General features: G+C 59.8%; 26 protein-coding genes, 1 pseudogene and 1 other annotated feature. Of the genes and pseudogenes, 7 read left to right on the forward strand and 20 right to left on the reverse strand.

Annotated features, from left to right (window positions below; all coding sequences use genetic code 11):
* Nucleotides 1-106: 106 nt before the first annotated feature.
* Nucleotides 107-1,330 (forward strand): cation:proton antiporter, encoded by a 1,224-nt coding sequence (locus tag G505_RS20665; protein ID WP_051215915.1) that lies wholly within the window; start codon nucleotides 107-109, stop codon nucleotides 1,328-1,330.
* Between the two features lie 9 nt (nucleotides 1,331-1,339).
* Here G505_RS20665 and G505_RS20670 read toward each other — a convergent pair whose 3' ends face one another.
* From G505_RS20670 to trpR, 3 genes are all read right to left on the reverse strand, one after another.
* Entirely contained in the window at nucleotides 1,340-1,576 is a 237-nt protein-coding gene (locus tag G505_RS20670; RefSeq protein WP_084643862.1) for a hypothetical protein, read from the reverse strand.
* Nucleotides 1,577-1,716: 140 nt separating this feature from the next.
* Complete coding sequence (locus tag G505_RS0105480) at nucleotides 1,717-2,973, reverse strand: amino acid permease (RefSeq protein ID WP_028108659.1); 1,257 nt, start codon at nucleotides 2,971-2,973, stop codon at nucleotides 1,717-1,719.
* A gap of 21 nt (nucleotides 2,974-2,994) precedes the next feature.
* Nucleotides 2,995-3,282: a trp operon repressor gene (gene trpR / locus G505_RS0105485; protein ID WP_028108660.1), complete on the reverse strand. Its 288-nt coding sequence runs from the start codon at nucleotides 3,280-3,282 to the stop codon at nucleotides 2,995-2,997.
* Between the two features lie 180 nt (nucleotides 3,283-3,462).
* Between trpR and G505_RS0105490 the strand changes: the two genes are divergently transcribed.
* Nucleotides 3,463-3,918 (forward strand): c-type cytochrome, encoded by a 456-nt coding sequence (locus tag G505_RS0105490; RefSeq protein ID WP_028108661.1) that lies wholly within the window; start codon nucleotides 3,463-3,465, stop codon nucleotides 3,916-3,918.
* 55 nt (nucleotides 3,919-3,973) lie between these two features.
* Here the strand turns inward: G505_RS0105490 and G505_RS0105495 are convergent, their stop codons facing one another.
* Nucleotides 3,974-4,618, reverse strand: a complete 645-nt coding sequence (locus G505_RS0105495; protein ID WP_051215917.1) for a cytochrome b/b6 domain-containing protein — start codon at nucleotides 4,616-4,618, stop codon at nucleotides 3,974-3,976.
* 274 nt (nucleotides 4,619-4,892) lie between these two features.
* Here G505_RS0105495 and hpf point away from each other — a divergent pair, with 274 nt between their 5' ends.
* Both hpf and G505_RS20675 read left to right on the forward strand, forming a co-directional pair.
* Nucleotides 4,893-5,231, forward strand: coding sequence for a ribosome hibernation-promoting factor, HPF/YfiA family (gene hpf / locus G505_RS0105500; protein WP_028108663.1), 339 nt, complete (start codon nucleotides 4,893-4,895; stop codon nucleotides 5,229-5,231).
* Between the two features lie 100 nt (nucleotides 5,232-5,331).
* Nucleotides 5,332-5,454: a sequence feature (Phe leader region), on the forward strand.
* Between the two features lie 39 nt (nucleotides 5,455-5,493).
* A pseudogene (locus tag G505_RS20675) lies at nucleotides 5,494-6,636 on the forward strand (chorismate mutase); the annotation flags it as partial.
* A 114-nt stretch (nucleotides 6,637-6,750) separates the two neighbouring features.
* Here G505_RS20675 and tyrA read toward each other — a convergent pair.
* The 7 genes from tyrA to ffh form a co-directional block, all read right to left on the reverse strand.
* Nucleotides 6,751-7,890 carry a bifunctional chorismate mutase/prephenate dehydrogenase gene (tyrA, locus tag G505_RS0105510; RefSeq protein ID WP_028108664.1) on the reverse strand — a complete coding sequence of 380 codons (1,140 nt, stop codon included), beginning with the start codon at nucleotides 7,888-7,890 and terminating at the stop codon, nucleotides 6,751-6,753.
* Nucleotides 7,890-8,966: a 3-deoxy-7-phosphoheptulonate synthase gene (locus tag G505_RS0105515; RefSeq protein WP_028108665.1), complete on the reverse strand. Its 1,077-nt coding sequence runs from the start codon at nucleotides 8,964-8,966 to the stop codon at nucleotides 7,890-7,892. Before G505_RS0105515 ends, tyrA begins: the two co-directional genes overlap by 1 nt.
* Nucleotides 8,967-9,174: 208 nt before the next feature.
* Complete coding sequence (rplS, locus tag G505_RS22685) at nucleotides 9,175-9,522, reverse strand: 50S ribosomal protein L19 (protein ID WP_084643864.1); 348 nt, start codon at nucleotides 9,520-9,522, stop codon at nucleotides 9,175-9,177.
* Between the two features lie 32 nt (nucleotides 9,523-9,554).
* The gene (trmD, locus tag G505_RS0105525) at nucleotides 9,555-10,304 is read right to left on the reverse strand and encodes a tRNA (guanosine(37)-N1)-methyltransferase TrmD (RefSeq protein WP_028108667.1); all 750 of its coding nucleotides are present in this window, start codon (nucleotides 10,302-10,304) and stop codon (nucleotides 9,555-9,557) included.
* 17 nt (nucleotides 10,305-10,321) lie between these two features.
* A complete protein-coding gene (gene rimM, locus G505_RS0105530; protein ID WP_169628189.1) occupies nucleotides 10,322-10,852 on the reverse strand; it encodes a ribosome maturation factor RimM in 531 nt (176 codons plus the stop codon).
* Nucleotides 10,853-10,874: 22 nt separating this feature from the next.
* Complete coding sequence (gene rpsP / locus G505_RS0105535) at nucleotides 10,875-11,126, reverse strand: 30S ribosomal protein S16 (RefSeq protein ID WP_028108669.1); 252 nt, start codon at nucleotides 11,124-11,126, stop codon at nucleotides 10,875-10,877.
* Nucleotides 11,127-11,290: 164 nt separating this feature from the next.
* Nucleotides 11,291-12,661 carry a signal recognition particle protein gene (ffh, locus tag G505_RS0105540; protein ID WP_028108670.1) on the reverse strand — a complete coding sequence of 457 codons (1,371 nt, stop codon included), beginning with the start codon at nucleotides 12,659-12,661 and terminating at the stop codon, nucleotides 11,291-11,293.
* Nucleotides 12,662-12,900: 239 nt separating this feature from the next.
* Between ffh and G505_RS0105545 the strand changes: the two genes are divergently transcribed.
* From G505_RS0105545 to G505_RS0105555, 3 genes are all read left to right on the forward strand, one after another.
* Nucleotides 12,901-13,686 (forward strand): cytochrome C assembly family protein, encoded by a 786-nt coding sequence (locus G505_RS0105545; RefSeq protein WP_028108671.1) that lies wholly within the window; start codon nucleotides 12,901-12,903, stop codon nucleotides 13,684-13,686.
* A gap of 78 nt (nucleotides 13,687-13,764) precedes the next feature.
* Complete coding sequence (locus G505_RS0105550) at nucleotides 13,765-15,030, forward strand: HlyC/CorC family transporter (protein ID WP_028108672.1); 1,266 nt, start codon at nucleotides 13,765-13,767, stop codon at nucleotides 15,028-15,030.
* An 80-nt stretch (nucleotides 15,031-15,110) separates the two neighbouring features.
* The gene (locus G505_RS0105555) at nucleotides 15,111-15,467 is read left to right on the forward strand and encodes a hypothetical protein (RefSeq protein WP_028108673.1); all 357 of its coding nucleotides are present in this window, start codon (nucleotides 15,111-15,113) and stop codon (nucleotides 15,465-15,467) included.
* Between the two features lie 68 nt (nucleotides 15,468-15,535).
* Here the strand turns inward: G505_RS0105555 and acpS are convergent, their stop codons facing one another.
* The 9 genes from acpS to G505_RS0105600 form a co-directional block, all read right to left on the reverse strand.
* Nucleotides 15,536-15,913 (reverse strand): holo-ACP synthase, encoded by a 378-nt coding sequence (acpS, locus tag G505_RS0105560; RefSeq protein WP_028108674.1) that lies wholly within the window; start codon nucleotides 15,911-15,913, stop codon nucleotides 15,536-15,538.
* Entirely contained in the window at nucleotides 15,913-16,647 is a 735-nt protein-coding gene (gene pdxJ / locus G505_RS0105565; protein ID WP_028108675.1) for a pyridoxine 5'-phosphate synthase, read from the reverse strand. The genes acpS and pdxJ overlap by 1 nt, the downstream gene beginning before the upstream one ends.
* 2 nt (nucleotides 16,648-16,649) lie before the next feature.
* Entirely contained in the window at nucleotides 16,650-17,363 is a 714-nt protein-coding gene (recO, locus tag G505_RS0105570; RefSeq protein ID WP_051215918.1) for a DNA repair protein RecO, read from the reverse strand.
* Entirely contained in the window at nucleotides 17,350-18,255 is a 906-nt protein-coding gene (gene era, locus G505_RS0105575) for a GTPase Era (protein ID WP_084643866.1), read from the reverse strand. The genes recO and era overlap by 14 nt, the downstream gene beginning before the upstream one ends.
* On the reverse strand, nucleotides 18,252-18,923 hold the full coding sequence (gene rnc, locus G505_RS0105580; protein ID WP_028108678.1) for a ribonuclease III: 672 nt from the start codon (nucleotides 18,921-18,923) through the stop codon (nucleotides 18,252-18,254). Before rnc ends, era begins: the two co-directional genes overlap by 4 nt.
* A 9-nt stretch (nucleotides 18,924-18,932) precedes the next feature.
* Entirely contained in the window at nucleotides 18,933-19,853 is a 921-nt protein-coding gene (gene lepB / locus G505_RS0105585) for a signal peptidase I (protein WP_028108679.1), read from the reverse strand.
* Between the two features lie 6 nt (nucleotides 19,854-19,859).
* On the reverse strand, nucleotides 19,860-21,650 hold the full coding sequence (lepA, locus tag G505_RS0105590) for a translation elongation factor 4 (RefSeq protein WP_028108680.1): 1,791 nt from the start codon (nucleotides 21,648-21,650) through the stop codon (nucleotides 19,860-19,862).
* 145 nt (nucleotides 21,651-21,795) lie between these two features.
* The gene (locus G505_RS20680; protein WP_035385113.1) at nucleotides 21,796-22,230 is read right to left on the reverse strand and encodes a SoxR reducing system RseC family protein; all 435 of its coding nucleotides are present in this window, start codon (nucleotides 22,228-22,230) and stop codon (nucleotides 21,796-21,798) included.
* Nucleotides 22,227-23,174, reverse strand: a complete 948-nt coding sequence (locus G505_RS0105600) for a MucB/RseB C-terminal domain-containing protein (protein ID WP_245568336.1) — start codon at nucleotides 23,172-23,174, stop codon at nucleotides 22,227-22,229. The genes G505_RS20680 and G505_RS0105600 overlap by 4 nt, the downstream gene beginning before the upstream one ends.
* Nucleotides 23,175-23,183 lie beyond the last annotated feature (9 nt).

A 23,183-nucleotide genomic window follows, 5' to 3' on the forward strand; every position in this document is an offset into this window, starting at 1 on the left:
CCCTCCCCTGTCGCAATCAAGCACCAGAGTTCCGAAGAAATTCTATGATTTAAACATAGCCTAACCTGGGCGTGCTCACCGAGCTTTGACTCTAAAAGGAGCCCACATGCACCTGGACACCTTCCTGCTCAGCCTGCTGTTGATGTTGTTGCTGGCCAAGATCTTGGCCCAGTTGTGCTGGCGTCTCGGGCTGCCCGCGGTGGTCGGGGAGTTGAGTTCGGGTCTGATCCTCGGTCCCTCTCTGCTGGGTTGGGTCACCCCTCATCCCCAGTTGCACAACCTGGCCGAGCTGGGGGTGGTCACCCTGATGTTTGTCATTGGCTGCGAAACCTCCATCAAGCGTCTGCTGTACAGTGGCCACCGGGTGATCACCGTCGCCCTGAGCGGGGTGCTGGTGCCCGCCCTGCTGATTCCCCCTTTTGTCCATTGGCTGCTGCCAGCCCCTCCGCTCGAAGCCCTGTTCTTTGGCGTGGCATTGACGGCCACCAGCATCGGCATCGCCATGCGGGTGCTCAGACTCAATCAGCAGGACAAGGGGATAATGGGGCACACCATCTTAGGGGCAGCCATCATCGATGACGTCTTGGGGGTGTTGTTGCTGGGGCTGATGTTCAGTCTGTCCAATGGCGACATGGAGCCCATAGGGCTGGCGCTGCAGCTGGTCACCATAGTGCTGTTTCTGATGCTGGCGCCGGTCGCCACCCGAGTGCTGGTCTATCTGATCAAGCCTCTGACCAAGCAGGATATGTTGCCGGGTTTCCACGCCAGCACCGTACTGCTGCTGATCTGCCTGTTTGGCTGGCTGGCCTACCTGTGCGGCACGCCGCCCCTGCTGGGAGGCTTTGCGGCGGGCCTGGGGATCTCCCGTCACTTTACTTCGCCCTGGTCCAAATGGCTGGTGAACCCCTTCCCCTTTACCCGGAAACTGGAACAGGCCTCAGGACCGCTCAATGACGTTCTGGCACCGCTGTTCTTCAGCTATGTGGGGCTGAGCATAAACCTGAACCAGCAGGCTCTGACACCCACCACCCTGATCATTGCGCTGGTGCTGACCACGCTGGCGGTACTGACCAAGTTGCAGTGTGGATTGTGGCTTTCCGGAAGCTGGCGGCAGAAACTGATGGTGGGCAGCGCCATGGTACCCAGGGGCGAGGTGGGACTGGTGTTCGCCGAGATGGGCCGGCGGGTAAATCTGCTTGGGGATGAGAGCTTTGCCCTGCTGGTTCTGGTGATCACCCTGACCACCATAGTAGGACCTGTGGTGCTCAAATGGGCCTGTACCCACCCGGGGCCAGGCGACCAGGCCAGGGGGCAGGCGCCCCCTGGCTAGGATCAGGGATTACGCCTCCCCTTTGCGAGCCTTCACCGCCTTCTCCACGGCCTTCAGGGCGTGAGCTTCAGTGGGCACCTCTCCAGAGGAGAGATCCAGCGGTATCCTCTTGTGCAGTCCGGTGATGTCCTCCGCCAGGTGGAGCCAGTCCGGATGCCAGTACAGAGTCACTTCAGAATCCACCTGCCAGCGGTGAACGCCGCTGTCCTGTCCCTGATAATTGATGTTGCCAGGTTCCCAATCCATCGCAATCTCCTCACTTGTCACTCTATCTCATTATCACTGTACGCTCAGCTCGGATTAACAAACCTGAGATAGCTCAAAAAGCAGAAGGTAACAAGGTTCGGCACCACAGGGTGGTGCCGACGGCTGGGAGAAGGGCAGGATCAGGGGTAGCTTGGCAGCATACCCAGCAGGGCCAGGCTTTCACACAGAATCACCAACAGGCCGAAGCCGAGCACCAGGAACAGACGCAGGTTGCCACCGGACACCCTGAACCCTTCGCTGGCACCGCGACGACGCAATACCAGGGCGATGGAACAGGGAAGCACCAGGACGAAGATGCTCGCCAGCAGAGAGGCATAACCTATGGCCACGATGAAGCCATCTGGAATGGCCACCGCCAGGGTTAATGTCGGCAGGAAGGTCACCGCACCGGCCAGGGCGGTGTCGCGCGGGCTGTCCCCCAGCCCCAGTTGGTCCTTCATGAAGTCCAGCAGTCCCAGGGCAACCCCCAGGAAGGAGCTGGCCAGGGCAAACTTGGCGAAGAAGCTAAGCAGGGTGTCGATAAACTGACCGTCCACCGCATCGCCGACCGCACCGATGAGGGCACTGACGTTGCCGCCTGACGCCACCACCTGAGCGAAATCGGTACGGGAGACCGTCCCCAGGATGGCAAACTGCCACAGGGCGTAGATGGCCAGGGCCAGCAGGCTGCCGCCGAGTATCGCCTGACGTGACTTGCGGATATCCATGTCATAGTGCTTGACGATACTGGGCACGGTGCTGTGGTAGCCGAAGCTCAGTGCCAGAACCGGAATCCCCAACCAGATGTAGGGCAGTGTCTCGCCCATCCCCACCTCGGGGAACAGGTTGGTGGAGGTGACCTCGGCGGACAGCATGCCGATGGAGGTGATGAAGGTGATCACCATGGCACCGATCATGATGGTGCTCACCCGGTCCACAGCCCGGCTTCCCAGCAGCACTATGCCACCGAGCACAATGCCAAACACCAGTCCCGCCTGCCAGTTGGCCAGGCTCAGACCAAAGCCCGCCTCCAGACTGGACGCCAGCACCGAGGATCCCCCGGAGATGTAGGCGTAACAGAGAATGTAACTGACGAATCCCACGGTACACAGAGAAGCGATGACCCCAGGCAGCCCCAGGGTATCCTTAGCCATGGTGGCGTAGCTGGCACCGGCATGATAATTGAGGTTGGCCTCGGCCAGATACATGGCGGAGCTGTAACAGCAGTAGCAGCAGAGGGCAAGGATGATCACCGACCACCCAAACCACATGCCGGCACTCATCACCGGCAGGGACAGCATACCGGCCCCTATGGCGGTGCCGGCAATGATCATCGCCCCACCCAGAATACCGGGTGAAGCCTGTTTTGCTGATGTCTCTAATACTACTTCTGACATCGATGTCTCCGTTGTAACTCGTTAACTGGGCCCCAGCAACAACTCCTGCATCAGGACACGCTGGGGTTCGGGCAGATGTTTTAATGTGTTTGAACAACGAGTGATGGTGGCAATGCTGACATTCAGCGTTGAGGCGATCTGTCTCTGGGTCATCTCCCCCTGCAACAGGGCACGAAACACCGCCAAACGGGCGCCTATGGCTTCCCGCTCATCCGGGGTCAGCAGAAGAGAAAACAGAGGATCCAGTGACTCCTTACCACTCAGTCCGGCGATGAGATCGAGCGCCCCATCCCAATACTCAGATTCCATATCGTTTTTTGTCTCCACATGTAATGCCGTAGCATTACACCGCTACAGCAGGACAAAGGCGAGCGCTTTTTTCCCCCGTGAGACCCTGAGCCACTTTCAGATACATTTGTGAGCTTGGTCACGGGCACATTTGCGCGTTACTATTCACATGAGCAAAACAACAACAGGGAAAATGCAACAATGACAAGAAGTTCAATGCTGTTGGCCGCACTGCTGGCCATGAGCGGCTCAGTCGCAGCCGAGGGTGCCTTCAATACCGCGGAGGATGCCATCAAGTACAGGCAACATGCCTTCCAGCTGATCAAGGAAAATTTCGGCGACATGCACGCCATGATTAAGGGCAAGAAGGCGATGGATGACGCCGCGTTCCAGCGTCGGGCAGAGCATCTGGCGATGCTGGCCAACATTCCCTTCGATGCGTTCAAGGTCGCCGGCTCCAACAAGGGCGATACCGAAGCTCTGGCGTCGGTCTGGAGCGACAACGCCAAGTTCAACGACATCGCCAAGGAGTTTCAGCTGGCCTCCTCAACACTGGCGACGGCCTCCGCCAGTGGCGACGCCGGTGCCATCAAGAAGGCCTTTGGCGCCACGGGCAAGACCTGCAAAGGCTGCCACGATCAGTTCAAACAGGACTGATTCCCGGACACAGAAAAGGGCTGCAGATGCAGCCCTTTTTCATCACGGGCCCGGACTACCACAGGGGAAGAATCAGGCCAAGCAGCACCCCGCACGAGGTCAGGGTCAGTGGCAACAGCCAGCGTATGGGCGAACTGGCACTGCTGCGTCGTCCTTCGGCGGTGAACCCGTAGCCGGTAAGCATCGCTTCCACCAGGTTCACCCCATTGAGCCGATAGAACAGGATGGCCGCCAGATGCAACGCCACACTGGCCAGTATCAGGTCAAAAAAAAGGTGGTGCAGACTGGTCAGGGTGGACGCCAGCGCGCTGCTGACATAGGGGGAGAGAGGCCCCTCGGAGAGGATATCGTCGGTGGCAAACAGGCCGGTGATCACCTGTCCCATCAACAACATCAGCATCACCAGCACCATGTAGCCGCCGGCGGGATTGTGGCCAAAGTAGGGACGCTTGTGATGACGCCAATGGGCCAGATAGTGAATAACGGCGCCGGGATGACGCAGGAAGTGATCGAATCGCGCGGTGGTGGTGCCGACAAAGCCCCAGAGCACTCTCATCAGCAGCAGGGTCATCAGCAGATAGGCACAGGTCATGTGCCACTCCATCATTCCCTGATCTGCGGTATACCAACACAGAGGCAGCAACAAGGCCGTCCCCCAGTGAAACAGGCGGACCATGCCGTCCCAGATCTTCACCTTCACCTTAAACTCCTTGGAATCCGGTCTGGGCCAGGCGTTTTTAAGGCGGTTATTTCCTAGACGAACCGCAGCACTCCCTTGCCCTAAATCCCACCCATAATGCGCCGCTTTTGATTATCCCACAAGCGAAAATCTGTGTTTTTTTAACCTAAGTTGAACCGATTGCGTATCTTTCCGACATTCGACAAAAAGGTGATCGAGATCACTTTACCCACACACAAAAGTGGAGTTAGTCTGAAGTTGAACCTGATTTTGGGTCATACAGAAGGGGAACTCTATGAGAATTGAAATCACCAGCAAACACCTCGCCGTAACCGACCCCATCCGTGAACGCATCGAAAGCCGTTTTGAGAAACTGAATCGACACGACGTCGACCTCATCAGCCCCCATGTGATCATCACCCAGGAGGGCAACGACTTTCAGATAGAAGCGTCCATGGGCGTCCCCAGCGGCAAACTGTTTGCTAAAGCTTCTCATGAGAACCTGTACAACGCCATCAACCAGATGGGACAGAAACTGGAGCGTCAGCTGAACCGCCACGCTCACAAAGATCAGGCCAAGCGTCATGTCAAACCCGCCGCCGTCGAGGTGGAAGAGGAGGAGAACGCGGCCTAAGACTCCCGAGAACTGTCTGATGAGGAGTGCGCCGGCAAACGCCGGCGCTTTGCGTTGTTGACAAAAGCATCGGCGAGCCGCTAGTGTAGCCCAATGATAAAAATTCAGATTCACAGGTTTTTTATTTTCTTTTTTGCACCACCCAGATAGGGAGGCGAGATGCGGGTGCCAAAACGAAAATAGATGACCCAGCAAGCCTCCCACACCGGGAGGCTTTTTTGTATTCGGCGGGCCAGGCCCTCAGAGCAGCAACGAGGATAAGATGGACTTAAACAAGATAAGAACCGACATCAATCAGGTCGACAGCGATCTGCTGGCCTTGCTGGCGAGGCGTCGTCAGCTGACCCTGAATGTGGCCAGAAGCAAGGAGATCGACCTTAAGCCGGTTCGGGATCAGGAGCGGGAACATCAGCTGCTGGAGAAACTGGTGGCCCTGGGCAAGGATCAGGGGTTGGACGCCCAGTACGTGGTCCGCCTGTTCCAGACCATCATTGAGGATTCGGTGCTGCGTCAGCAGGCCTGGCTCCAGGGCCGGCAGAACACCAGCCAGGATCTGGTCACCGTGGCCTACCTGGGAGCACGGGGCTCCTACAGTCACATCGCCGCCCAGGGCTACTTCACCCGCCGGGAGATGTCGATGGTGGAGATGGGCTGTCCGGACTTCCATGAGGTGATTCAGGCGGTGGAGCAGGGCAACGCCGATTACGGCATATTGCCGATTCAGAACACCTCCTCCGGCTTCATCAACGAGGTCTACGACCTGCTGCAGCAGACCCACCTGCAGATCGTCGGAGAGACCACCGAGACCATAGGCCACTGCCTACTCACTCTGCCCGGTGCCGAGCTGGATGCCATCGACACCATCTATGCCCACCCCCAGGTGCTGTCCCAGTGCAGCAATCACCTGCGCGGCTACCCCGGGGTGAAACTGGAGTACTGTGCCAGCTCCGCCCACGCCATGGCCCTGGTGGCCGACGGCCAGGATCCCACCAAGGCCGCCATCGCCAGCCAGGCCGGCGGCGCACTCTATGGCCTGGAGGTTCGCCGGGAAAAACTGGCCAACCAGGCAGACAACGAGAGCCGCTTCATTCTGGTGGCACGAAAGGCCAAGGAGGTGCCGGTACAGGTGCCCGCCAAGACCACATTGATCATGGCCACCGGCCAGAAGGCCGGTGCCCTGGTCGACGCCCTGCTGGTGCTGAAAAACAACGGCCTCATCATGAGCAAGCTCACCAGCCGCCCCATTCCGGGCAACCCCTGGGAGGAGATGTTCTATCTGGATGTGGAAGCCAACCTGAGCAGCAATGCCATGCAGAACGCCCTGTCGGAGCTGGTGCCCATCACCCGTTTCGTCAAGGTGCTGGGCTGCTACCAGAGCGAGCGCATTCTGCCCACCGAATTGGCGTAGCCGACACTCGGCGCGGGCGGCGTTCTTCCCCTTTGCCGGTGCGCCACTGTGGCCCGCGTCCCCATAAAAAAGAGGTGCCAGATGGCACCTCTTTTTCCTAACGGCTCATCCTCAGCTTTCGCTGCGATTGTCGTTGGCGCTGAGCAACATATTGCCGCTTTCGCTCTGGAACTGCTGGGCGAAGTCCCCAAACCACTGGGCGATGTCGTCGAACTGCGCCTCAAACGCCTCCTTGTCCCCCTGCTCGAGGAAGGTCAGCGCCTCCTGGTAACGCTCCAGATAATGGCGCGCCCTGGCCAGGGTGTCGGGCTGGGAGAAGATGATGTCGCCATAGAGCTTGGCATCCTGGGCAAACAGACGACCCACCATCGCCAGCTCCAGCCGGTAGATGGGGGAGCTGAACTGCAACAGCTGGTCCAGGTCCGCCCGCTCCCGGCGCAGATGAGCGCCGTAGACAAAGGCGGTGAAGTGGCGCATCGCCTGCACCAGTTGCATCGCCTGGTCGTGCTCGGCGGCGGACGCCTCATGCAGACGGGCCCCCCAGATGCGGATCTGCTCCAGCAGCCAGGCGTACTTGGCCTCTTCGCGACCGTGACACACCACCACCACCTGCTTGGCCAGACTGGCGAGATCCGGACCAAACATCGGGTGCAGCCCCACGACCGGTCCCTTGTGGCTGGCCAGCATCGCCGCCAGCGGCGCCTGCTTGATACTGGTCAGATCCAGCAGTACACACTCCTTAGGCAGGCTGGGCAGTTGCTCAATCACCTGGGTGGTGTTGTGGATGGGCACCGAGACCACCACCACACCGGCGCCCTCGAGGATGGCATCGGCGTTGGGCCAGTCCTCCTTGTCGAGGATGCGCACCTCGTAGCCGGAGAGACGGAACAGCTGGCTGAACAGGGTGCCCAGTTTGCCGGCCCCACCGACGATCACCACAGGCCCCACGTCCGGATTGATGCACTTGAAGCCGACGTCGTTCTCGCTGGCGTAGGACTCACGCATGATGCGGCGCAGCAGATCCTCAATCAATTGGGGGGGCACCCCCATCAAAGCGGCCTCATCACGGCGCTTCATCAGCATCGCCGCCTCCCGCTTCGGGGCGTAGATGGGTACCCCCTGCTCATGCTTGATCACCCCCACCTCGGACACCAGATCCAGGCGGCGGCGCAGCAGGGTCAGCAGATCCTTGTCCACCTCATCGATGCGATCACGCAAACGCTCCAGTTCGATACTGCTTCGTTCAGCCATCAGGCACCTCCGAATCGGATTGGCAGCACAGGGGCCAGGTCCTCTGCGCCCTTGCGCAGCAGGTCGGCCGTGGTCTCCCAGTCGATGCAGGCATCGGTGATGGAGACCCCATAGGTCATCTCCTCCCGGGCCAGATCCGAGGACTGGTTGCCCTCATTGAGGTGGCTCTCCAGCATGATGCCGATGATGGAGGTGTTGCCCTCGATGATCTGATTGAACACGTTCTGGGCCACCAGGGGCTGACGACGGTGGTCTTTGGAGGAGTTGCCGTGGCTGCAGTCGACGATCAGCCGGGAGTTCAGGCCCGCATCATGCAATTGACGGGTGCACATCTCCACGTTCACCGAATCGTAGTTGGGCTGCTTACCGCCACGGAGGATCACATGGCCGTCCGGATTGCCCTGGGTCTGCAGCAGGGCCACCTGCCCCGCCTGGTTGATCCCCATGAAGCGGTGACCGCTGGCGGCGGACTTGAGGGCGTTCATCGCCACATCCAGCTTGCCGTCGGTGCCGTTTTTAAAGCCCACCGGCATGGACAGGCCGGAGGCCATCTCCCTGTGGGTCTGGGATTCTGTGGTGCGGGCGCCGATGGCGGACCAGGAGAACAGCTCTGCCAGGTATTGGGGGCTGATGGGGTCCAGGGCCTCGGTGGCCACCGGCAATCCCAGCTCTGCCAGCCAGATAAGCAACTCGCGGGCGGCGCGCAGCCCCTTGGCCACATCGAAGGAGTTGTCCATGTCCGGATCGTTGATCAGTCCCTTCCAGCCCACGGTGGTGCGGGGTTTTTCGAAGTAGACCCGCATCAGGATAAACATTTGATCGCCCAACTCTTCCTGCAGCTTTTTCAGCTTCAGGGCGTACTCTTTGGCCGCGTCCACATCGTGGATGGAACAGGGGCCGGTCACCACCAGCAGTCGGTTATCACGTTTGTGGACGATGTCGGCGACCTGGGCACGGGCGCCGTTAATATATCGATAGGCATGCTCGGAGAGGGGCAGCTCATTTTTCAGCTGCTCCGGGGTAATCAGGACCTGTTCAGATTGAATGTGGATGTTGTTAATACTGTCCTTTTGCATTTCTGCATCTCCAAGTATGACCCATCGGTAAAGCGATTCGATGGGTAAGTTAACCCAACCGGTGCTTCCGGCCTGAGTTCACCATGCCTTTTATGGATAGGAGATGCAAGTAAATGCTGAACTGGATGAGAATTCGCAGGCAAAGCCTTATAAAACGATAAAAGCCCGCCGAAAGGGCGGGCTTTTACCAGTTTCAACTAAGAAATTCTTAGTTGAGGCGCTCGCGGATACGGGCAGCCTTACCAGTACGACTACGCAGGTAGTACAGTTTGGCACGACGAACGCGACCACGACGCTCTACTTTGATGCTTTCTACCAGCGGAGAGTGAGTCTGGAACGCACGCTCTACGCCTTCACCATTAGAGATTTTACGTACAGTGAACGCAGAGTGCAGGCCACGGTTACGCTTAGCGATAACCACACCTTGGAACGCCTGAAGACGGGTCTTGTTACCTTCGGTTACACGAACCTGTACAGTAACGGTATCACCAGGGCCGAACGCGGGTACGTCCTGCTTCATTTGCTCTTGTTCAAGCTGCTTAATGATGTTGCTCATAATGTCTCTCTTCCTAGATTAAACTGAAAACTCTAACGTTCATCCTGACCCTGATGGGCGACGAACTCGGCAAGCAACTTGGCTTGCTCGTCAGTCAGAGCTAGGTTGTCAAGTAACTCGGGCCGTCGTTGCCATGTGCGTCCAAGGGACTGCTGCAACCGCCAGCGCCGAATCGATTCATGATTGCCGCTTAACAGGACTTGTGGAACCTGTTGACCATCCAGAACCTCCGGACGGGTGTAGTGAGGACAATCCAGCAGGCCATCCGAGAAGGAGTCCTGCTCTGCCGAGGCCTGCTTTCCCAACACCCCAGGCACCAGCCTGGATACGGCGTCGATCAAGTTCATGGCCGGCAGCTCACCACCACTGAGGACATAGTCACCAACGGACCACTCCTCATCAACTTCCGACTGGATGATGCGCTCGTCGATACCTTCGTAACGACCACACACCAGCACCATGCGCTTGTTCTGAGCCAGCTCCTCCACACCCTGCTGGGTCAGTGGACGGCCCTGAGGCGACAGGTAGATCACCTTAGCCTCGTCACCCGCTTCGGCCTTGGCCGCACGGATGGCATCGCGCAAGGGCTGCACCATCATCAACATTCCCGGACCACCACCATAAGGACGGTCATCCACGGTGCGATGTCGATCATGAGTGAAATCTCGGGGATTCCACGTCTGCAATCCAATCAAGCCGTTTTTCACGGCGCGACCGGTTACCCCAAACTCAGTCACAGCACGAAACATCTCGGGAAACAGGGTTACAACCCCCAACCACATTGCGTTCGCTTGTGTCATTAAAAACTTGGGTCCCAGTCAACGGTAATTAGTTTATCGGATTTGCTCACCTCAAGGATGAACTGCTCCGGGACAAAAGGAACCATACGTTCTCTTTTGCCAAAGGCGTCTTTCGGGTTCGCCTTGATCTCCAGTACGTCATTGGCGCCGGTTTCCAGAACTCCGGAAACAGTACCCATGTCGTACCCCTGGGTGTTGACCACCTTACAGCCGATGAGATCACGCCAGTAGAACTCGTCTTCCGGCAACTCAGCCAGCTGGTCAGCGGTGATAGAGATGTCGCAGTTGGTGTAGGCAGCGGCCGCATCACGGTCCTCAACCCCTTCCAGGCGCACAATCAGGCCGTTGTTTTGACGACGCCAATCCAGCACCTTCATCTCCTGCTGCACCCCACCCCGGGTGACTAACCAAGGACGGTACTCGAAGATACCCTCTCGATCGTCGGTAAAGGGGTTGACCTTCATCCAGCCCCGAATCCCATGTGGCGCACCTAGGCGGCCCACCATCATCAGTTCCTGCTGTTTCATCAACTTACCCCTAACCTAACACCCATTAAGCCGCAGCTTTACGGGCGTCCTTCACCAGAGTGGCTACGCGATCGGACAGGGAAGCGCCCTGGGATACCCAGTGATCGATACGATCCAGGTCCAGGCGTACACGCTCTTCCTTACCGGCAGCGATAGGGTTGAAGAAGCCGATCTTCTCGATGAAGCGGCCATCGCGCTTGGAGCGAGAGTCCGCTACAACCACTTGATAAAAGGGACGCTTTTTAGCGCCACCACGGGCTAAACGAATGGTTACCATAAGGTAATTCCTCTAATGGTTTTACAGCAATAGAATTGGGGCCCGTAGGGGCCCCAAGGTAGAAAGCCCGCCGATTTTACCTGAATGCAAGCGCATTGCAACCATTTCGGCGGTTCTGTGGCCACCACAACCGAGTGTAGCAGCCGGGAGTTTGGACGCTGGGATCAGCGGCGGGGCATCTTCATGCCCGGGGGCAGCATGCCGCCCATACCGCGCATCATCTTCTTCATGCCTCCCCCCTTCATCTTCTTCATCATCTTCTGCATCTGGGTGAACTGCTTGAGAAGACGGTTCACATCCTGCAGCTGGGTTCCGGAACCGGCGGCGATGCGACGCTTGCGGGAGCCCTTGATGATGTCGGGACGGGCACGTTCACCCGGGGTCATGGAGTTGATGATCGCCTCCATCTGGCGGGTCATCTTGTCATCCTGCACCTGGGCCAGGGCCTCAGCAGGCAGCTGTCCGACGCCGGGCAGTTTCTCCAGCATGCCCATCATGCCACCCATATTGTGCATCTGGCGCAGCTGGTCACGGAAGTCCAGCAGGTCGAAACCTTCACCTTTCTTCAGTTTCTTAGCCAGCTTCTCAGCCTGACCACGGTCGACCTTACGCTCCACCTCCTCAATGAGGGAGAGCACGTCGCCCATGCCCAGGATGCGGGAAGCCACCCGGTCCGGGTGGAAAGGCTCCAGCGCATCGGTCTTCTCGCCCACACCCAGGAACTTGATCGGCTTACCGGTAATGTGGCGGATGGAGAGGGCGGCACCACCGCGGGCGTCACCGTCCACCTTGGTGAGGATCACACCGGTCAGCGGCAGGGCTTCGTTAAACGCCTTGGCCGTGTTGGCGGCATCCTGACCGGTCATGGCGTCCACGGTGAACAGGGTTTCCACCGGATCGATGGCAGCGTGCAGCGCCTTGATCTCGTCCATCATGTCAGAATCGACGTGAAGACGACCGGCGGTATCGACGATCACCACATCGATGAACTTCTTGCGTGCATGGTCCACCGCCGCATTGGCGATGTCCACCGGCTTCTGGCTGACGTCGGAGGGGAAGAACTCCACGCCGATGTCATCGGCCAGGGTTTCCAGCTGCTTAATGGCCGCAGGACGGTAGACGTCGGCACTGACCACCAGGACAGATTTCTTCTGACGCTCCTTGAGCTGTTTGGCCAGCTTACCCACACTGGTGGTCTTACCGGCACCCTGCAGACCCGCCATCATCACGACGGCCGGCGGCTGACTGGCCAGATTCAGGGCTTCGTTGGACTGGCCCATGGCCGCCTCAAGCTCGCTCTGAACGATCTTGATGAAAGCCTGGCCCGGGGTCAGGCTCTTGGAAACTTCGGTGCCGACGGCACGTTCACGCACCTTGGACACGAAGTCACGGACCACCGGCAGAGCCACGTCGGCTTCCAGCAGCGCCATGCGCACTTCGCGCAGGGTCTCTTTAATATTGTCTTCAGTAAGACGGCCACGGCCGCTGATGTTCTTCAGCGTCTGGCCCAAGCGTTCGGATAAATTCTGGAACATCGCCTGCAGCATCGGTTAATGATCAATCGCTCGGCATTATAACGGTGCGTCAGAGACAAACACAAACCGCCGCGGCCCCCGTGGGGAACCAACCCAGGGGATCACCTGTCACAAACAGACAAAATTCACCAATCAAATTGGGAATCTAGCCGCTGCCCAAAGCCCGGAGTGCATGATAAGCTTGGGAAATTGGGAGCGTTCCCCGATCGATATCTATTTTTGTGAGGTAAAGAGGCACTATGGAGTTTTTTGCCATCAGCGCAATCATTGGCTACGGCCTGGCCTTCTACCTGGTCGCCAGCAAATTGCTGCACCCTCAGGGGCCCAACCGCAAACTGGCCGCCATGGTCGGTGCCGTGGGGGTACTCAGCCATGGGGCTGCCCTGGTTCCGCAGATTCTGGAGAATGGTGCCCAGCACTACAGTCTGGTGAACACCGCCTCCATGGTGATGCTGATGATCACCACCGCCATCACCCTGATGCTCACCCGCATCAAGGTGATCGTCGTGGTGCCCGCGGTCTACATCTGCGGCATCTTCGGCGCCGCTGGCATGGTGCTGCTGCCCCAGAACGAGGGCTACCTGTTTAACGACCCCGCCCTGTTTACCCATGTGGGCACCTCGCTGTTGGCCTACTCGGTGTTCCTGATTGCGGCCCTGTACGCCATCCAACTGGCCAGCATCAACCGCCGTCTCAAGGATCGCAAACTGATGCTGGAATCGCCGCTGCCGCCGCTGATGACCGTAGAGAAGCAGCTGTACCACTTCGTGATGATCGGCTTTGTGCTGCTGAGCCTGTCACTGCTTACCGGCTTTGTGTTCCTGGAAGGCTTCTTCGGCAGTGGTCAGGCCCATAAGGCGATCTTCGCCATTGCCGCCTGGCTGGTGTACGGCACCATGCTGTTGCGCCACCGTACTCAGGGGATTCGCATCCGCAGCGCCATCATCTACTCCATGTCCGGCGTCACCCTGCTGACCCTGGCCTACTTCGGCAACCGGCTGGTGCGAGAGCTGTTCATCGGCTGAGACACGAGGCTGCCTCTTGACAGGAGGCAGCCATTTCCCGACTCTACAATTTCAGCCGCCTAATAGGATTGCCCTGACTTGGACGAGATATCCACCGACAGCCTGCTCATCGCCCTGGCTGTCCTAATCTGCCTCTCCGCTTTCTTCTCCGGTACGGAAACCGCGATGATGTCGCTCAACCGCTACCGTCTTAGACACCTCAGTCAACAGGGTCATAAGGGCGCCAGCCGGGCCGAGCGTCTGCTGGAGCGTCCCGACCGGCTCATTGGCCTTATCCTCATCGGCAACAACATCGTCAACCTGGCAGCAGCCTCACTGGCCACCATCGTCTGCCAGCGCTGGTTTGGTGCCTGGGGGCCGGCGGTGGCCACGGGCGCCCTCACCTTTATTGTGCTGATCTTTGCCGAGGTCACCCCCAAGACCCTGGCCGCCCTCTATCCGGAGAAACTGGCTTACCCCAACAGTGTGGTGCTGCGGCCACTGATGACCCTGTTCTATCCACTGGTGTGGCTGGTCAACAGCATCAGCAATGCCCTGCTCTCCATCGTCGGGGTGCGTCCCCTCCACGGGGATGGGGATGATCTCTCCGCCGATGAGCTTCGCTCTGTGCTCAACGAGGCCAGCGCCATGATCCCGAGGCGACACCGGGAGATGCTGGTCTCCATCCTGGACCTGGAAAAGGTAACGGTGGAGGATGTGATGGTGCCCAGAAACGAGCTCTACGCCATCGACATCAACGACGACTTCAAGAACATGATGAAGCAGTTGACCCACAGCCCCCACTCCAAGGTGCTGCTCTATCGGGGCAACATCGACGATGTGGTGGGTTTCCTGCACCTGTCGGATCTGCTCAGGCTGATGACCCGGGACCAGGAGGTCAGCGACAAGGCCACCCTGCTGCGCGAAGTGCGGGAGATCTACTATGTGCCCGAGGGCACGCCACTGAACGTGCAGCTGCTGAAGTTTCAGCGTGCCAAGGAGCGCCTTGGGCTGGTGGTCGATGAATACGGTGACATACAGGGGCTGGTCTCCCTGGAGGACATCCTGGAGGAGATTGTCGGCGACTTCACCACAGGCTTGCAGCCGGCGGTCAGCGACGAGATCAACCGTAACGAGGATGGCAGCTATGAGGTGGACGCCAGCATCAACATCCGCGACATGAACCGTGAGATGAACTGGAAGTTCCCCACCGACGGACCCAAGACCCTGAACGGCCTGGTGCTGGAGACCCTGGAGGAGATCCCCAAGGTGCATACCCGGCTGACCATAGGCGACTACCAGATTGAGGTGCTGGACGCCAATGAGAGCATGGTCACTACGGTACGGGTCGAACAGGCAAAATAGCAAAGGCAAGAATCTCTTCTATACTGAAAGACCGGATCGGCCCGCCGAGCCGGTCTTTCATTTTTCAGGGAGGAGAGGTGATGCACAGATTCTTGGCCGCAGCGACCCTGCTGCTGACCATGTGGACAGATGTCGCCAGTGCCGAGGTGCATTGGGTTAAGGCCCCGACTCTGGTTACCCAGGATCCCAGCTTCAGTCAGATCCCCCTCACCCTGCAGACTCAGTGGGGAAACAGCCACTGGTACACCCAGACCTCTCTCAGCCTCACCCGCCAGCAGTCCCCCTGGCTGACCCGGGAGATCGACCAGGGCCTGGGGGCCCGGGTCGGCACCGGCGTCCAGATGGGTCGCTTCACCCTCTCCGTCGACCTGCAGTTTCAACAGCAACAGCAGCAGAACCTGACGGTGCTGGGGTTTAATACCGAAGTGAAGTTCTGACCCTGGTTCCAACATCAAAAAGGCCACCCTGGGGTGGCCTTTTGCGATTGCAGCAGCTCAAGCTGGCTCTAGCTAAGGATTACCGTGGCCACCGCATAGCGGCGTTCATCCGCCAGGCTGATGTGGGCCTGCTCGGCGCCCAGGGCCTGCATCCTGGCCAGGGCCCCCTGTGTCAGGATCAGCTGCGGCGCCCCCTCGGCGTTGTGGCCCAGCTCGATGTGCTGGAAGGAGACCCCGCGGCCGATGCCGGTTCCCAGGGCCTTGCCCGCCGCCTCCTTAACCGCAAAGCGCTTGGCCAACAACCTGGCCGGCGCCTTGGAGCCGGCCAGCTCCTCCAGCTCACCGGGGGTGAGGATGCGGCGGGCAAACTTCTCACCCAGCCGCTGATACTGCGCCTCTACCCGCTCAATCTCGACGATGTCTGTGCCCAGCCCCTTGATGCTCATCAGATCCCCTGACGCCCTTCCAGCATCAGCCGCTTCATGTCCCGAACCGCCAGGTCCAGGCCGTCGATGGCGGCGCGGGCGATGATGGCGTGACCGATATTGAGCTCGTAAAACTCCGGGATGGCGGCAATGGGCTTGACGTTATGGTAGTTGAGACCATGGCCGGCGTTGACCACCAGCCCCTGGGACGCGGCGTAGGCAGCGCCATCACGGATGCGGGCCAGTTCGGCGTCTGCTTCCGCTTCGGTCTCGGCATCGGCGTAGGCGCCGGTGTGAATCTCGATGTAGGGCGCCCCCACCTTCACCGCCGCGTCGATCTGGGCCCGGTCCGCATCGATAAACAGGGACACCTTGATGCCCGCCTCGTTGAGGCGCGACACCGCATCCAGCATCTTGTCCAACTGACCGGCCACATCCAGGCCGCCCTCGGTGGTGAGCTCTTCACGCTTTTCCGGCACCAGGCACACATAGGTGGGGTTCACCTCAAGGGCAATGGCCAGCATCTCCTCGGTCACCGCCATCTCCAGGTTCATCCGCGTCTTCAGGGTCTGAGCCAGCAGATAGACATCCCGGTCGATGATGTGGCGTCGGTCTTCACGAAGGTGGATGGTGATGCCATCGGCACCGGCGTGCTCCGCCACCGCCGCCGCATGAACCGGATCCGGGTAGCTGGTGCCCCTGGCCTGACGCAGGGTGGCGATATGGTCGATGTTGACCCCAAGAAGAATACTCATGCCTAGTCCTTGTTGTTGATTCGTTTCATAAACAGCTCCCTGCTTCGCAGAGGCTTGTTGCCCAGGTGCGGCCTGAGCAGGGTCCGGGCCAGATGCTTGGCCTGGACCAGATGTTCCGGTGCCAGCCGCTGCTGTGCCAGGGCCAGCAGCATCGCCCCCTGATAGCCCCGGTCATGGCCCACCGGCACAAACCCCTGCTCCGCCACCAGGGCGTAACAGCAGCTCGCCTCCAGCGGCTCGCCGGTGGCATCCCGGCTCAGGGCCGGCGCTTCACCCAGGTGGGTCAGCAGTGCCCACTCGAAGTAGCGCAGCACCGACTCGTGCTGCTCCTCGGCGGCCAGGGTCAGCAAACACTGATGGTAGGCCTGGAACAGTTCGGTGCACTGGGCCAGCTCAGACAGCAATCGTACCGCCAATTCATTGAAGTACAAACCACAGTAGAGCTTATCACCGGAGAGGGGAACCGGAAGAGAGAGGGTTTCGGCCCCCTTGAGGGTCTTGAGAGAGCCCTGGCCGGTCAGGGAGACCTTCAGGGGCTGGAAGGGCTGCAGGGCGGCCTTCATCAGGCCCCCCTGCTTACCGGAGGTTCGTGCCACCGCCGCCACCCTGCCCTCCTGCTCGGTGAGCAGGGTGATCAGCTGGCTGCGCTCGCGATAGGGTCGGGCGTGCAGCAGATAGGCAGACTGCCAACCCGGCTCCACCTTAGTCGTCTCCATACCCCAGGCTGCGCAGCGCACGTTCATCGTCTGCCCAGCCGGATTTCACCTTCACCCAGGTCTCCAGGTAGACCTTGGTGTCGAACATCTTCTCCATCTCGATGCGGGCTTCGCGGCCGATGGTGCGAATCTTTTCGCCCTTGTTGCCGATCACCATCCGCTTCTGACCAGTGCGCTCCACCAGGATCAGGGCGTTGATGTGGTAGGTGCCCTTCTCGTCCACCTTGAACTGCTCGATCTCCACGGTGGCGGCATAGGGGAGTTCATCGCCCATGAAACGCATCAGTTTCTCGCGCAGGATCTCCGACGCCATGAAGCGCTGACTGCGGTCGGTGACGTAGTCTTCCGGGAAGTAGTGGATCGACTCGGACACGCTGGCCAGGGAGAGCTCCATGATCGGCGTGATGTCGCCCCCCTTGCCGGCGGCAACCGGGAACACCGCGTCAAATTCGAAGCGTTGCTGCAGCTGCTGAAGGTGGGGAAGAAGCTCCTCCTTATCCTTCACCTGATCGATCTTATTGACCACCAGGGCGGTCTTGCGATGCTCACCGCCGCGACCCAGCTTCTTCAGGACCATCTCGTCATCGGCGGTCCACTTGGTGCCCTCCACCACGAACAGCACCAGTTCCACGTCCGCCAGGGAGCTGGCGGCGGCACGGTTCATCAGGCGGTTGATCGCCCGCTTCTCCTCCACATGCAGCCCAGGGGTATCGACGAAGATCACCTGGCGCTCGCCTTCGGTGTGGATCCCCATGATGCGGTGACGGGTGGTCTGGGGCTTGCGCGAGGTGATGCTCACCTTCTGTCCCAGCAAACGGTTCAGCAGGGTGGACTTGCCCACATTGGGGCGGCCGACGATGGCGACGAAGCCGCAATAGGTGGTGTCTGTCATGATTCCAGTGCCTCCAGGACCCGGGCGGCGGCATCCTGCTCCGCCTTACGGCGGGAGCTGCCTGTGCCCACCACGGGCTCGTCCAGCTCACACACGGAGCAGTGGACAGTAAACTGTTGATTATGGGCGTCACCGGCCACGGTGATCACCTCGTAGGCCGGCAGGGGCTTGCGACGGGACTGAAGCAGCTCCTGCAGACGGGTCTTGGGATCCTTCTGGCCTGCCCCAGGCTGGATGGCGTCCAGCCTGGGCTTCCACAGGGCCAGCAGCACCGGCTTGCAGGCCTCGATGCCACCGTCGAGGAAGATGGCACCCAGCACCGCTTCCACCGCATCCGCCAGAATCGACTCGCGGCGATGGCCACCGGATTTCATTTCTCCCGGCCCCAGCTTGATGTATTCGCCCAGATTCAGCTCCAGGGCGATCTCCGCCAGGGTGGCCCCCTTGACCAGGGTCGCCCGCATCCGGGTCATCTCGCCCTCGGGGGCCTTGGGAAACCTGTGGTACAGGTCTTCGGCCACCACCATGGAGAGCACCGCATCTCCGAGATACTCGAGACGCTCATTATGGCGACTGCCCGCACTTCTGTGGGTCAGGGCCTGCTGTAATAATTGAGGCTGCTGAAACTCATAGCCCAGCAGCCTCACCAATCGTTGTAAATCAGCCACTGCTAACCTTTAATCAATTCCGCCAATACGGCTGAAGCGAACGCCAGTGGGTACCCAGGAGGGCAGCACGCTGTCGCGCTCGCGGTCAAACTCGAAGGAGATCCAGATGCCGGTCGCCTTGCCCACCAGGTTCTCCTCGGGGACAAAGCCCCAGAAACGGCCGTCGGTGCTGTTGTCACGGTTGTCCCCCATGACAAAGTAGCTGCCCTCGGGCACCACCCAGTCGCCGGTCTGACGGCCCTGCTGCTTATAGTAGTAGCGCAGGGGTTCAGGGCGACGCGGGTTAATCAGGATGTCGTGCTCCACCCCGGCCAGATCTTCATCCAGGCGCATCAGCGGCGTGCCGTTCTGGAAGAACTCATCCCGGTTCACCTCAACCGACTGCACCGGCTCCAGCCCCGGGCATGTGGCCACACCGGCCTCACACTTGGGCTGCAGGTAGAGGGTCTTGTTGCGGTACACCACGCGGTCACCGGGCAGGCCGATCACCCGCTTGATGTAGTCCACCCGGATATCCTTGGGGTATTTGAAGACGATGACGTCACCACGCTGGGGATCGTTGTTGTCCCAGAACTTGGCGCGGAACACAGGATCCCGCAGGCCATACTCATGTTTGTTCACCAGGATGAAATCGCCCACCAGCAGGGTGGGCATCATGGAGCCTGACGGGATCTGGAAGGGTTCCCACAGGAAGGAGCGCAGCACCAGCACAAAGGCGATCACCGGGAAGATGGACTTGGAGGTTTCCACCAGCCAGGGTTCCTGAACCAGTTTGTCTCTGGCCTCCTCCGGCAATTCGGCGGTGGTCTGCTCGCTGGCAAACGCCAGCTTCTGCTGTCGCCGCGGCGCCAGGTAAAACTTATCCAGTAGCCAGATCAGGCCGGTCCCCAGGGTGACCAGAACCAGGATCAGGGAAAACAGTGCCGCCATGCGCGATTAATCTCCTACCTTGAGTACCGCCAGGAAGGCCTCCTGAGGCACCTCAACATTACCCAGCTGCTTCATCCGCTTCTTACCCTCTTTCTGCTTCTGCAACAGCTTCTTCTTACGGCTGACGTCACCGCCATAACACTTGGCGGTCACGTCCTTACGCAGGGCCTTGACGGTGCTGCGCGCCACGATCTGGTTGCCGATGGCCGCTTGGATGGCAATATCAAACATCTGGCGGGGAATCAGTTCACGCATCTTCTCCACCAGCTGGCGGCCCCGGAACTGAGCATTCTCCTTGTGAGTGATCATCGCCAGGGCATCCACCCGGTCGCCGTTGATCATCACGTCCAGACGCACCATCTCCTCCTGTTGGAACCGGACAAAGTTGTAGTCCAGGGAGGCAAAGCCACGGCTGGTGGACTTCAGTCGGTCGAAGAAGTCCAGCACCACTTCCGCCATGGGCAGTTCATAGGTCACCGCCACCTGGTTTCCGTGGTAGGCCATCTTAGTCTGAACACCCCGCTTCTCGATACACAGGGTGATCACATTCCCCAGATACTCCTGAGGGACCAGGATGTTGGCCTCAACAATCGGCTCCGCAATGGTTTCGATGTTGTTCAGGGGAGGAAGTTCCGACGGGTTGTCCACCATCAGGGTCTCGCCCTTGGTGGTCTCAACCTCATACACCACGGTCGGCGCTGTGGTGATCAGGTCCAGGTTGTACTCACGCTCCAGGCGCTCCTGGATGATCTCCATGTGCAGCATCCCCAGGAAGCCGCAACGGAAGCCGAAGCCCAGGGCCGCGGAGGTCTCAGGCTCGAAGAACAGGGAAGCGTCGTTCAGGGAGAGCTTGTTCAGGGCATCCCGGAAGGACTCATAGTCTTCACTGGAGATGGGGAACATGCCGGCGTACACCTGGGGCTTCACCTTCAGGAAGCCGGGCAGAGCCTGGTCGGAGCCGTGCTTGGCGTGGGTCAGGGTATCGCCCACGGGGGCACCGTGGATCTCCTTGATGCCACACACCACCCAACCCACCTCGCCGGTGAGCAGCTCTGTGGTGTCCTTCTGCTTGGGGGTAAAGATCCCCAGACGGTCCACACCCCACACCTGACCGGTGCTCATCACCTTGATCTTGTCGTTCTTCTTCAGCTTGCCGTTCTTGATGCGCACCAAAGAAACCACGCCCAGGTAGTTGTCGAACCAGGAGTCGATGATCAGCGCCTGCAGCGGCGCCTCGGGATCCCCCTCGGGGGCAGGAATGGTCTTAACGATGCACTCCAGCACATCCTCAATACCGACGCCGGTCTTGGCGGAGCAGCGCACTGCCTCCATGGCGTCGATGCCGACAATGTCTTCAATCTCTTCCGCCACCCGCTCAGGGTCTGCCTGGGGCAGGTCGATCTTGTTGAGGATCGGCTGCACTTCCAGGTCCATCTCGATGGCGGTGTAGCAGTTGGCCAGGGTCTGGGCTTCCACCCCCTGACCGGCGTCCACCACCAGCAGGGCGCCTTCACAGGCCGCCAGGGAACGGGACACCTCGTAGCTGAAATCCACGTGTCCTGGGGTATCGATGAAGTTCAGTTGGTAGGTTTCGCCATCTTGGGCGGTGTAGTCCAGCGTCACACTCTGCGCTTTAATGGTGATGCCGCGCTCACGCTCCAGATCCATGGAGTCGAGGACCTGCTCCGCCATTTCACGATCGCTCAAACCGCCGCACACCTGGATCAGGCGATCGGACAGGGTCGACTTACCGTGGTCGATATGGGCAATGATACTGAAATTACGAATATGCTTCATCTAGGCCGCTTCTTGCAAAAACAACAGGAACAAAACTATCAGGGATAGATACAGGGGGGGGATTTTAACGGATTTTATCCCCGGCGGCTATGGAATAGGTAACCGCCGGGAATTGGTGCCCTCTTCAGCAACAAAGAAGAGCCACCTACTCCTTGGCAGGCGCACCCAACACCTTGATGATTCTCGGTGTGGGTGTCAGTGAATCTGCCAGACGCCGGGCTGTCATAAAGCCTGCCCCACCCAGGGCCAAACCCAGACCCAGGGCCAACAGTTCGGCGCCGCCCATCAGGGCAGTGCCGCCTACCCCCACCAGTAAGCCTAGCAGGGGCAGCAGATAAACCAGGGCGGCGGCACTGAGCAGTTGCTGCTCGGGGATCCCCAGGGTCACCTGGGTGCCCGGGCTAAGCCGCTGCTTCCAGGGCAGGGTCAGGCGCTGAGATCTGGGATTCAGCCCCTTGGCCACCACGCCGGTGCCGCAGTTGTCGGACTCATGACAGTGGCCGCAGGCGCTCTGCACCTGCCAGCTCAGGGTGACCTGGCCTTTGTCCCAGGACTCCACCCGGGCCAGGGCCTCCATCATTGGCCGGACTCCGCCGGATAGATGGAGTTGGCCACATTGGTCAGGCTCTCCAGGGGCAAGCGTCCCACCACAACCACTTCCACGTCGCCGTGGCGTGCAGACGCCAGGGAGAGGCCGCTGCCGGTGGAGAGGCTCTCGGGCATCACCACCTGGCCGGCCAGGCCGATGTAGACCGACATCTCGGTCAGGCCGTCGCTCAGGGCCAGGTACTGAACCGGGTCATTGACACCGAACAGGCGGTGCTGGTCCACATGGGTCAGTTTGAAGCCCTGAGGCAACCAGCCGAAACGCCAGGGAGACTGCTGATCGCTGTTGGCCCTGACCATCACCGGCGGCCAGTTCTCTTCGGTCAGTTTGCCCAACACCGGCGGCGGCACCTCGAAGGCGGCCATCTCAATCACCAGATACTGCTCCAGCAGCTGACCATCGGCGTTGAGGGTATCGATACGCAGGGGCAGCGCCGTTTCCATATCCAGCCACAGGCTGTAGCTGTAGCGGAACTTGTCAGTGGAGACGATGCGCACCACCTGAGAGGTACGACCCGCCACCCGATCCCGGCCCCCCACGGCCAGCTGGTAGTAGGGGGTGAAGGCTTCCACGCCGGTGCCGAACGCCGGCGGAATAAAGCCGCTGATGCGAGCGCTGCGAACCGAGTAGGGTTTGACGTCGTGCTCCAGGTAGGTGACCTGGTCGCCGATTCTGACCACATTCTTCTGTGGGCCGTTCAGGTGCTCCAGGTAGGCCACCTCCTTGCCATCCACGGTGCCGTGGAGATAGCGAAGGGGACGGATGTGATCCGACTGCAGGTGTATCAGGGAGTAGCGGAACTGGGTATTGGAGAGGGCGTGCTGCATCTTCTGCAGCCAGTCGATGGCGGGGTCGTCGCCAGCGGCATGGGCCGGCAATGCCAGCAACCATGCCACTACAAACAAGAATTTACGCAAGCGTGCCTC

This window comes from Ferrimonas futtsuensis DSM 18154, assembly GCF_000422645.1.
GTDB lineage: Bacteria > Pseudomonadota > Gammaproteobacteria > Enterobacterales > Shewanellaceae > Ferrimonas > Ferrimonas futtsuensis.